The sequence below is a fragment of the Mycolicibacterium vaccae NBRC 14118 = CIP 105934 genome (genome assembly GCF_001552715.1).
Lineage (GTDB): Bacteria > Actinomycetota > Actinomycetes > Mycobacteriales > Mycobacteriaceae > Mycobacterium > Mycobacterium vaccae.
In genome coordinates this window covers 1-9228 of sequence record NZ_BCRS01000210.1, presented here as the reverse complement: position 1 = coordinate 9228, position 9228 = coordinate 1, and the positions used below count along the sequence as shown (strand labels likewise).

At 68.6% G+C, this 9228-nt stretch carries 7 protein-coding genes and 2 pseudogenes; 4 read left to right on the top strand and 5 right to left on the bottom strand.

The window, feature by feature from the left end; all coding sequences use genetic code 11:
• Positions 1-372 (top strand): DUF2561 family protein (locus MVA01S_RS26950; protein ID WP_159426354.1); only part of this gene is annotated, 372 nt, incomplete at its 5' end.
• A 419-nt stretch (positions 373-791) separates the two neighbouring features.
• Here the strand turns inward: MVA01S_RS26950 and qcrB are convergent.
• Genes qcrB through ctaE form a run of 4 tightly spaced genes read right to left on the bottom strand, consistent with a single transcriptional unit; the run spans position 792 to position 5147 of the window.
• Positions 792-2459, bottom strand: a complete 1668-nt coding sequence (gene qcrB, locus MVA01S_RS26945; protein ID WP_003933078.1) for a cytochrome bc1 complex cytochrome b subunit — start codon at positions 2457-2459, stop codon at positions 792-794.
• Positions 2456-3664 carry a cytochrome bc1 complex Rieske iron-sulfur subunit gene (qcrA, locus tag MVA01S_RS26940; protein WP_003933077.1) on the bottom strand — a complete coding sequence of 403 codons (1209 nt, stop codon included), beginning with the start codon at positions 3662-3664 and terminating at the stop codon, positions 2456-2458. The genes qcrB and qcrA overlap by 4 nt, the downstream gene beginning before the upstream one ends.
• Positions 3661-4482, bottom strand: coding sequence for a cytochrome bc1 complex diheme cytochrome c subunit (gene qcrC / locus MVA01S_RS26935; RefSeq protein WP_040542921.1), 822 nt, complete (start codon positions 4480-4482; stop codon positions 3661-3663). The genes qcrA and qcrC overlap by 4 nt, the downstream gene beginning before the upstream one ends.
• A gap of 53 nt (positions 4483-4535) precedes the next feature.
• Positions 4536-5147: an aa3-type cytochrome oxidase subunit III gene (gene ctaE / locus MVA01S_RS26930; RefSeq protein WP_003933075.1), complete on the bottom strand. Its 612-nt coding sequence runs from the start codon at positions 5145-5147 to the stop codon at positions 4536-4538.
• Between the two features lie 69 nt (positions 5148-5216).
• On the opposite strand from ctaE, the gene trpD reads away from it, so the two are divergent.
• Positions 5217-6311, top strand: coding sequence for an anthranilate phosphoribosyltransferase (trpD, locus tag MVA01S_RS30625; protein ID WP_237024184.1), 1095 nt, complete (start codon positions 5217-5219; stop codon positions 6309-6311).
• Here trpD and MVA01S_RS26920 read toward each other — a convergent pair.
• Positions 6249-8039 (bottom strand): annotated as a pseudogene (locus MVA01S_RS26920) (DEDD exonuclease domain-containing protein); the annotation flags it as partial. The gene trpD and the pseudogene MVA01S_RS26920 sit on opposite strands and share 63 nt — an antisense overlap.
• A 124-nt stretch (positions 8040-8163) precedes the next feature.
• On the opposite strand from MVA01S_RS26920, the gene MVA01S_RS26915 reads away from it, so the two are divergent.
• Both MVA01S_RS26915 and MVA01S_RS26910 read left to right on the top strand, forming a co-directional pair.
• Positions 8164-8406 carry a hypothetical protein gene (locus MVA01S_RS26915; protein WP_060941765.1) on the top strand — a complete coding sequence of 81 codons (243 nt, stop codon included), beginning with the start codon at positions 8164-8166 and terminating at the stop codon, positions 8404-8406.
• Positions 8407-8559: 153 nt separating this feature from the next.
• Positions 8560-9228, top strand: a pseudogene (locus MVA01S_RS26910) (peptidoglycan hydrolase RipC); the annotation flags it as partial.

Genomic DNA, 9228 nt, shown 5'->3' with positions numbered 1-9228 from the left:
CCCGTGCCGCCGCCGGTGCCCACGCCCACGTCCGCGCCGCCGGTGCGCGGTGTCGAAGCGCCGACCGAGAAGCTGCGCATCCAGCGCCCCGCCGAGGCCAGCGGCCCACTGCCGAGGGCGACGCAGGCCCCGACGGTGGCCTCCCCGGTCAGCGACCGGATGTACCTGCGCTGTACCTCCTCGATTGCATCGGCGATGGGCGCCGCGACCCTGCTGATCTCGGTGGCGACCTACCTGATGGCTGTCGACAGCGACACCGCGGCCTGGGTGCTCTACGGCGTGGCAGGCGTCGTCACCGTCGGCATGTGCGCCATCCCTTGGTATTTCCTGCGCGAACTCCACACCGACACCGACACCGACACCGACAGCTGACCCCGTCGCGGTCGCCGTCGCGATCGCGGCTGGGGGAGTGGAGACCGTCGGGCTCCAGGTCAGTCGCAGGCGTCACGCGAATCTGCTTTCTGCAGGGGTCTTCTCGGGTTTTGTCTGTAAAGCGTGGTGGTGTGTGACGGTTGGGGCGTCGGTGCCGTCGGGTGCCGGGTCAGTCGCAGGCGTCACGCGAATCTGCTTTCTGCAGGGGTCTTCTCGGGTTTTGTCTGCAATGCGTGGTGGTGTGTGACGGTTGGGGCGTTGGTGCCGTCGGGTGCCGGGTCAGTCGCAGGTGTCCCAGGTATCTGCTTTGTGCCGGGGTCTTCTCGCGCGTCGGTGCCGTCGTAGGGCACCGACGCGCACAAAAAGATCCGCCCCAGCCGTAGCGGCTGGGGCGGATCTTTTGATGCAGAAACTGCTCGTCAGTGGTGCCCGTTGGACTTGCCGTTGGACGAACCATTGGAGGAGCCGTTGCCGGAGCTGCGCTCCTGGTGCTCGCGCAGGGCCGTCAGCGCGCGACGCTCGGCTGCGTGCTCCGCAGCGGTGATCGCCTCGTGCTCGGACAGCGGATCACCCTTGAGGAAGCTGCCGGTGCCGGGGGCGCCGGCAGAGCCCAGCTTGTTCATCCGCTTGGGCAGAGCCGCACCCTGGTATTCCAGCGGAATCGGGTGACCGTGGTCGTCGACAGGCCCCAGCGGCTGGTGCAGCTCGACGTACGCGCCGTGCGGCAGCCGCTTGATGATGCCCGTCTCGATGCCGTGCTCGAGCACCTCGCGGTCGCTGCGCTGCAACGCCACCGCCCAGCGGTAGGCCACGAAGTAGACGATCGCAGGCAGCAGCACCATACCGACGCGGCCGATCCAGGTCGTCGCGTTCAGCGAGATGTGGAACTTCAGCGCGATGATGTCGTTCATGCACGCGAAGGTCAGCACCAGGTAGAACGCGATCGCCGCCGCACCCACCGCGGTGCGTGTCGGTGCGTCACGCGGACGCTGCAACAGGTTGTGGTGCGCGTCGTCGCCACTGAGCTTCTTCTCGATGAACGGGTAGGCCGCCAGCAGTGTGAAGATCAGGCCCATCGCCACGGCCACCCACACGCCCTGCGGGATGGTCTTGCCGAACGGGTAGAACTCCCACGCCGGCCACAACCGGATCAGACCGTCGGTCCACATCATGTAGAAGTCCGGCTGGCTACCCGCGGACACCTGGGACGGTTTGTACGGACCGATCGTCCACACGGGGTTGATCTGCAGCAGACCGCCCATCAGGCCGAGGATGCCGACCGTCACCGCGAAGAACGCGCCCGACTTCACTGCGAACACCGGCATGACGCGCACGCCGACGACATTCGTCTCGGTGCGGCCGGGGCCGGGGAACTGCGTGTGCTTCTGGAACCACACCAGCGCGAGGTGAACACCGATGAGCGCCAGGATGATTCCCGGGATCAGCAGAATGTGCAGCGCGTACAGGCGGGGAATCAGGATCTCGCCGGGGAAGTCGCCGCCGAACAGAGCCCAGTGCATCCACGTGCCGACGACCGGGATGCCCATCGTGATACCCGACAGCGCGGCGCGGACGCCGGTGCCCGAGAGCAGGTCGTCGGGCAGCGAGTAGCCGAAGAAGCCCTCGAACATGGCCAGGATGAGCAGCAGCGACCCGATCACCCAGTTGGCCTCACGCGGGCGCCGGAACGCGCCGGTGAAGAAGATGCGGGCGAGGTGGACCATGATCGACGCCGCGAACAGCAGCGCCGCCCAGTGATGGACCTGGCGGACGAACAGGCCGCCGCGCACCTCGAAGCTGATGTCCAGCGTGGTCTCGTAGGCACGGGACATCGCCACACCGCGCAGCGGCTGGTAGACGCCGTCGTAGGTCACGTGCGCCATCGACGGGTCGAAGAACAGCGTCAGCCAGACGCCGGTGAGGAGCAGCACGATGAAGCTGTACATCGCGATCTCACCGAGCAGGAACGACCAGTGCGTCGGGAACACCTTGTTGAGCTGTCGGCGCACCGCGGCCGACGGGTGGTACCGCGAGTCGATCGCGTTGCCCTGCTTGGCCGCGATCGTGGCTGCGTCTAGTGGGCTCATGACTTGCGCTCCCAGAATGCCGGTCCGACGGGTTCGATGAAGTCGCCGTTGGCGACCAGGTAGCCGTCCTGATCGATGGTGATCGGCAGCTGCGCCAGGGCGCGGGCGGCCGGACCGAAGATCGGCTTGGCGAAGTGCAACGCGTCGAACTGCGACTGGTGGCACGGGCACAGAATGCGGTAGGTCTGCTGCTCGTACAGGGAGGACGGGCAGCCCAGGTGCGAGCACACCTTCGTGTAGGCGAACAGCTCACCGAAGTTGAAGCTCTCCTGGCCGCGACGCTTGACCACGCGGGCCATGTCGATCGGCTTGATGCGGATCAGCATCACGGGGTTGCGCACGCCCATCGAGATCTCGAACAGGTGGTGCTCGGACTCGACAGTCGTTCCGTCGCCGTCGGATTCACGCCACGGGTACACGGTCTCCATGCCGCCCGCGTCGAGGTCCTCGGGACGCATCTTGACGAACGGCGACTCACCGGGCTTGCCGGTGGCGCGGGCCAGGTAGATCGTCTCGCCCTCGTAGCGCGGCGTCCAACCCGAGGTCCACAGCACGGCCTTGGGGCCTTCGGCGGTGGGGACCACCGGCTTCCACGGATTCTTGATCAGACCGCCGATGAATGCGACGGCCGTGCCGACGCCGAAGGCGCCGAAACCGATGCCCAGCGACAGTCCGATCATCTTGCGCCGCTTGATCGTCGAGCCGTCCAGCGCGTCGCCGAGGTTGGCGGCGATGGTCCGCCGGTGAAGCTCGGGGGAGGCGCCGTCGTGGCGCTCCTGGATCGAGATCTCCTCGGGGATGAACTTCTTCTGGAACAGCACCGCGCCGACGCCGATGGCCAGCACCGACAGACCGAAGGTCAGACCGTAGAGCGGGGTGGTCAGCGAGTACAGGAACTCGCCGCCGGAGCCGTAGGGCTGGTACTCCCAGGGCCAGAACAGGAAGATCAGCAGCAGCGCCAGACCGGAGAAACCGGCCAGCAGGAACCAGTACGCGACCGTGCGCTCGGCGCGCTTCTCGGCCTTGGTGCCGGGAACCGGCCAGCGCGGCTCCTTGTAGACGGTCTCGACACCGTCGAGCTTGCCGCCCAGCTCGACAAGCTCGTCCTGCGACATCTTCGCCAGTTCGGCGTCCGTGGGCTGTCCCGGCTCGCCTTTGTGGCCTGGGACGTCCGTGCCCTTGATGTCGTCGTGCGCGTCACTCATGCCCGTGCTCCGATCCAGAGAGCGGCGGCGATGATGGCCACCATTCCGACGATCCACGCGACCATGCCCTCAGAGGTCGGTCCGAACCCGCCCAGTCCGAGGCCACCCGGGGTGGGGGTCTCGGCGGCTTCCCGCACGTAGGCGACGATGTCGCGCTTCTCCTCAGGGGACAGCTGGCGGTCGGAGAACTTGGGCATGTTCTGCGGGCCGGTCAGCATCGCGGTGTAGATCTGCGATTCGTTCGCATTGCCGAGGTCGGGGGCGTACTTGCCCGACGACAGCGCGCCGCCCTTACCGGTGAAGTTGTGGCAGGACGCGCAGTTCAGCCGGAACAGGTCGCCGCCGCGGGCGACGTCGTTGCCGATCAGGGAGTGCGACGCGATCTCGCCGTTCTCGTCGCGGGGGACGACGGGGCCGCCACCGTTGGCCTGGATGTAGGCACCCAGCGCATCGGTCTGCTCCTCGTCGAACTGCCGCGGCTTCTCCGGCGCCTGCGCCTCGCCACGCATGGCGGGCATACGTCCGGTCGAGACCTGGAAGTACACGGCTGCCTCGCCGACACCGATCAGGCTCGGGCCGCGGTCGGCGACACCCTGCAGGTTCACGCCGTGGCAGGACACACAGGAGGTGTCGTAGAGCTGCTGACCAGTGCGCAGCATCGCCGACGCCGATTCATCGGCGACCGCGACCTGCGGGGACGGAGTCAACGTGGCCGCCAGGCCACCGGCCATCACCAATCCGCTCAACAGCAGCAGAGCTGCTGTGACACGTCGGCGCAGCCGTCGGCGCGACTTGCTGGTCATCGAACCCCTTCTCATCCGCTTGGTTCCTGTGGCTCCCGTGTCTCCGGGCGCCGGTGGTACAGATCGGGTCATCGCACGAAGTAGATGACGGCGAACAGGGCGATCCACACGATGTCGACGAAGTGCCAGTAGTAGGACACGACGATCGCCGCGGTGGCCTGCGCCGGCGTGAACTTGCTCATCCGGGTCCGTAACAGCAGCAGCACGAAGGCGATCAGGCCGCCGATCACGTGCAGACCGTGGAAACCGGTCGCCAGATAGAAGACGCTGCCGTACGCGCTGCCCGAGATGGTGGTCCCGTGATCGACCAGGTGCAGGTACTCGTAGCCCTGCCCGAGCACGAAGAAGGTGCCCATGGCGAGGGTGATCGTGTACCAGCGGCGCAGGCCGAACACGTCACCGCGCTCGGCGGCGAACACGCCCATCTGGCAGGTGAACGACGACGCGATCAGCACCAGCGTCACCGGTACGGCAAGGGCCAGATTCAGCTCGGTGGGTGGTGGGGGCCAGTCACCATGGGCTTGCGCGCGCGCCGTGAAGTACATCGCGAACAGTCCAGCAAAGAACATCAGCTCACTGGAAAGCCACACGATGGTGCCGACACTGACCATATTCGGCCGGTTCAGCGAATGAACGCGCGACGTGATTGCCGTTCCCGAGGTCCCTACAGCGCTCGTCACGAGAGCAAGTATGACGCTTTGTAGTTGTTGAACTCCACCCGGGTCTGGCAATTCGTCATAATCACTTCCGTGACTAGCCCCTCGCCCCGTCCCGCATCGGCCGCCGACGCCTCCGGGAGCACTCCGACCTGGCCGGCGATTCTCAGTAGGTTGACCACCGGGCAGAGTCTATTGCCTGGTCAGGCGGCATGGGCGATGGACCAGATCATGACCGGAGCCGCGACGCCGGCGCAGATCGCAGCGTTCGCCGTGTCGATGAAGATGAAGCGCCCGACCTCCGGTGAGGTCACCGAACTGGCCGACATCATGCTCAAGCACGCGCGCCGGGTACCGACCGACACGATCGGCAACGCCACCGTCGACATCGTGGGCACCGGAGGCGATGGCGCCAACACGGTGAATCTGTCGACGATGGCCTCGATCGTGGTGGCCGCCGCCGGCGTGCCGGTGGTCAAACACGGCAACCGGGCCGCGTCGTCGTTGTCAGGTGGTGCCGACACGCTCGAAGCGCTCGGGTTGCGCATCGACCTGGGCCCCGACGAGGTCGCGCGCAGCGTGGCGGAGGTCGGCATCGGTTTCGCGTTCGCCCCGCAGTTTCATCCGTCCTACCGGCATGCCGGGTTGGTGCGCCGGGAGATCGGGGTCCCGACCGTGTTCAACCTGCTCGGACCGTTGACCAACCCGGCCGCCCCGCGCGCGGGCCTGATCGGCTGTGCCTGGGGCGATCTCGCCGAGGTGATGGCCGGGGTGTTCGCGACCCGCGGCGCCAGCGTGCTGGTGGTGCACGGCGACGACGGCCTCGACGAGCTGACCACCACTACGACGAGCACGATCTGGCGCGTGCAGGCCGGCACCGTCGAACGGCTGACGTTCGACCCGGCCGCGTTCGGGTTCGCGCGCGCGCAGATCTCCGAGCTGGTCGGCGGCGACGCCGAGTCCAACGCTGCGGAGGCCCGCGCGGTCCTCGGCGGGGCGAAGGGGCCGGTGCGTGACGCCGTACTGCTCAACGCCGCGGGCGCGATGGTCGCGCACGCCGGGCTATCCAGCGACGCCAAGTGGGTGCCGGCGTGGGAATCCGGGCTCGCCCGGGCCACCGAGGCGATCGACTCCGGGGCGGCCGAGCAGCTGCTCGCGCGTTGGGTGCGGTTCACCCAGGCTCTCTGACGCCACGAACTGTTCCGCGAGTTGTTCGGCGGCCACCCGCGCCGAATGCGCGGTCGCGGCCCAGCTCGCGAACCGCCCTGCCGCAGCCGCCGGGGTGCAGTACCCGCTGTCGGCGCGCACGATCCGCACGCCGGGGTGGGTGAGCCAGCGGGCGATCAGGCCCGTCTCCTCGACGAGCGCGCCGCCGAGCGGACCCGTCTCGACCATCACCGCCTGCGCGGCGGCGGTCAGCGCGTCCACCACGGGCATGGGCGGCACCCCGCGGGGCGCGACCCCGGCCGCGGCCAGCCGGCCGTGCCGGATCACCGCCAGATGCCAGCCGCCGCTGCCGTCGGGCCTGGCGGCCACCAGTTCGGCGATCGCCGAGAGCGCCCGCAGGCGCTGACCTCGCCACAGCACGTCGACGGCCGCGGCGGTGTGGTCGCGCAGGCGTGCGGCCGTCTCGTACCGGTGCCGACAGGAGAGATCGGCGATCACCGCCAGCGCCGCCTCCAGCGGGCGGCTGCAGCGACCGTCGATCAGTGCCAGCGCATCCCGAACCGCGGCGGCGTACGCGTCGGCGTCGGCGCCGCGCACGGCCGGGCACGGGGCCACCTCCCGCTCCGGGCAGGCGGGTCCGTGGACCGCAGCACGGCCGAGTCGTTTGGTACAGGTGCGCACCCCGCTGAACCGGGCCATCAGCGCCGCCGCCTCGGTCGCGTCGCTGCGGGACCGGAACGGGCCCACCGCGCTGTCGGTGCGCGGCGTGCGGACGGTGGAGAACCGGGGGAAGGGTTCGTCGGTCAGCGTCACCCACCACCACCGGTGCGGGAACTTCGACCGCCGGTTGTAGGGCGGCGCGTGTGCGGCGAGAAGACGCAACTCGCGGACCCCGGCCTCCAGGTCGTGGGCGCACTCGACGTGATCGACCCGGGTGGCCAGCGAGACCATCTCCTTGATCCGGGTGCGCGGATCGGCGCCGTTGAAGTACTGCGACACCCGGCGGCGCAGGTCCACCGCGGTCCCGACGTAGAGGACCTCGTCGGACGGGCCGCGGAACAGGTACACCCCGGGGCTGCGCGGCATCGCCCGCGCGAGGTGACGTTTGCTGCGCTGCGCCGGGGTGACGTCGGGAAGATAGGAACGTAGCTCGGCGTAGGTGTGCACCCCCTGGTTGCCGACGCGCTCGATCAGTCCGTGCAGCACGTCGACGGTGGCGCGGGCGTCGTCGAGCGCGCGGTGGGTCGGCGTGGTGCCCGCCCGGAACAGTTGGGCCAGCGCGGACAGTCGCACGCTGGGCGCCTCGTCGCGGGTGAGCACCCGGCGGGCCAGAGTCACGGTGCACAGCACCGGGGGCTTGGGCCAGGGCAGGTGGTGGCGCTCGGCGGCCGCCCGCAGGAACCCGATGTCGAACCCAGCGTTGTGCGCCACCAGAACCGCGCCGCGGCAGAACTCCAGAAACGCCGGGAGCACCGCCTCGATCCGCGGCGCGTCGTAGACCATGGCGGTCGTGATGCCGGTCAGCGCGACGATCTGCGGCGGGATCGCCCGCCCCGGGTCGACCAATGTGGCGAACTCGCCGAGTACCTCGCCGCCGCGCACCTTCACGGCACCGATCTCGGTGATCTCGTCGTGCCGTTCACCCGAGGCGCGCCCACCGGTGGTTTCCAGGTCGACGACGACGAACGTGGTCTCCCGCAGCATCGGGTCAGCCGACGGATCGACGTCGGCGAAGCTGAGCTGACCCATGCGAGAAACGTAGGTCCCCGGTGTGACAACCGCGGTGAGGCGGCGCCGGGTGCGGCGGACTTGTCAGGACTTGTCGGTGGCCGTCGATACCGTGCGCTCAACTGCGATCGGAAGGACATGTGCGATGGCACAGCATCATTGGGCGGCGGGCGAGCGCGCCGACGCCGGAACGTTGAAGATCGACTGCGACGATTGCGCTGTCCGTGGCCCGGGGTGCCAGGACTGCGTGGTCAGCGTCCTGCTGGGGGTCCCCGAGACGTTGCGGGTCGACGAACGGCGCGCGCTCGAAGTGCTCGCCGAGGTCGGTTTGGCGCCGCGGTTGCGGCTCGTTCCGATCCACCGGGAGGGCAGCGCCGGCGTCGCGTGAGGACACGCGGCCCGTGACGGGCCGGGCGTGTCACGGCGAAGACTGTTAAATTTGCGTCTTCTGTTGGACAAGGCCGATGCCGTTTCGTAACCTATCTGAGACCTAAGAGCAGTTCGATGCGGCTCGTTTCGGCAGTTGAAGGACGCATAAATCTTGAGGTTCGCCCGCGCACACAGTAAGACCCGCCGTACTCGGCAAACCTTCATCAGTGCGATGGCCGGCATGGCCGTGGTCGGCGCAGTGCTCACCGGAAGCGCTTCCGCCGATCCAGCTGACGATGCGCTGGCAAAGTTGAACCAGCTTTCCCGCCAGTCCGAGCAGACCACCGAGGCCATGCACTCGGCCCAGCTCGACCTGGACAACAAGCTGGCGATCCAGCAGGCGGCCGACGCCAAGCACATCGACGATCTCGCGGCCAAGGACGCGGCCACGGCCCAGCTGTCCGAATACCAGGGCAACGTCGACACATTGGCCGCCGCCCAGTACATGGGTGGCCGCCCGTCGGGCTTCGAGGCGATGCTGACCGCCGCCTCGCCGCAGGGGCTGATCGACCAACTGTCCGTGCAGCGCGTGGTGGCCGGCGAGATGCAGTCGCAGATGACCAGTTTCCGCGAGGCAGGCCGTCGGGCCGAGATCGCCGAACAGGCTTCGGCCGCCTCCGCCGCCGAGGCGAAGACCGCCGCCGAACAGGCCGCCGCCGTGCGTGCCGAACTGCAGTCCAAGCAGAGCCAGTTGCAGACCCAGATCGCGATCGTCAAGGCCCAGTACGAGGCGCTGACGCCGCAGCAGCGTGAGACGCTCGCGGCTGCGCCGCCGCCTCCG

Excerpts from the sequence above, each read along its gene's own strand:
- qcrA (WP_003933077.1), bottom strand. The coding sequence starts at position 3,664 with ATGAGTGACGCGCACGACGACATCAAGGGCACGGACGTCCCAGGCCAC.
- qcrC (WP_040542921.1), bottom strand. The coding sequence starts at position 4,482 with ATGAGAAGGGGTTCGATGACCAGCAAGTCGCGCCGACGGCTGCGCCGA.
- qcrB (WP_003933078.1), bottom strand. The coding sequence starts at position 2,459 with ATGAGCCCACTAGACGCAGCCACGATCGCGGCCAAGCAGGGCAACGCG.
- MVA01S_RS26915 (WP_060941765.1), top strand. The coding sequence starts at position 8,164 with ATGGCACAGCATCATTGGGCGGCGGGCGAGCGCGCCGACGCCGGAACG.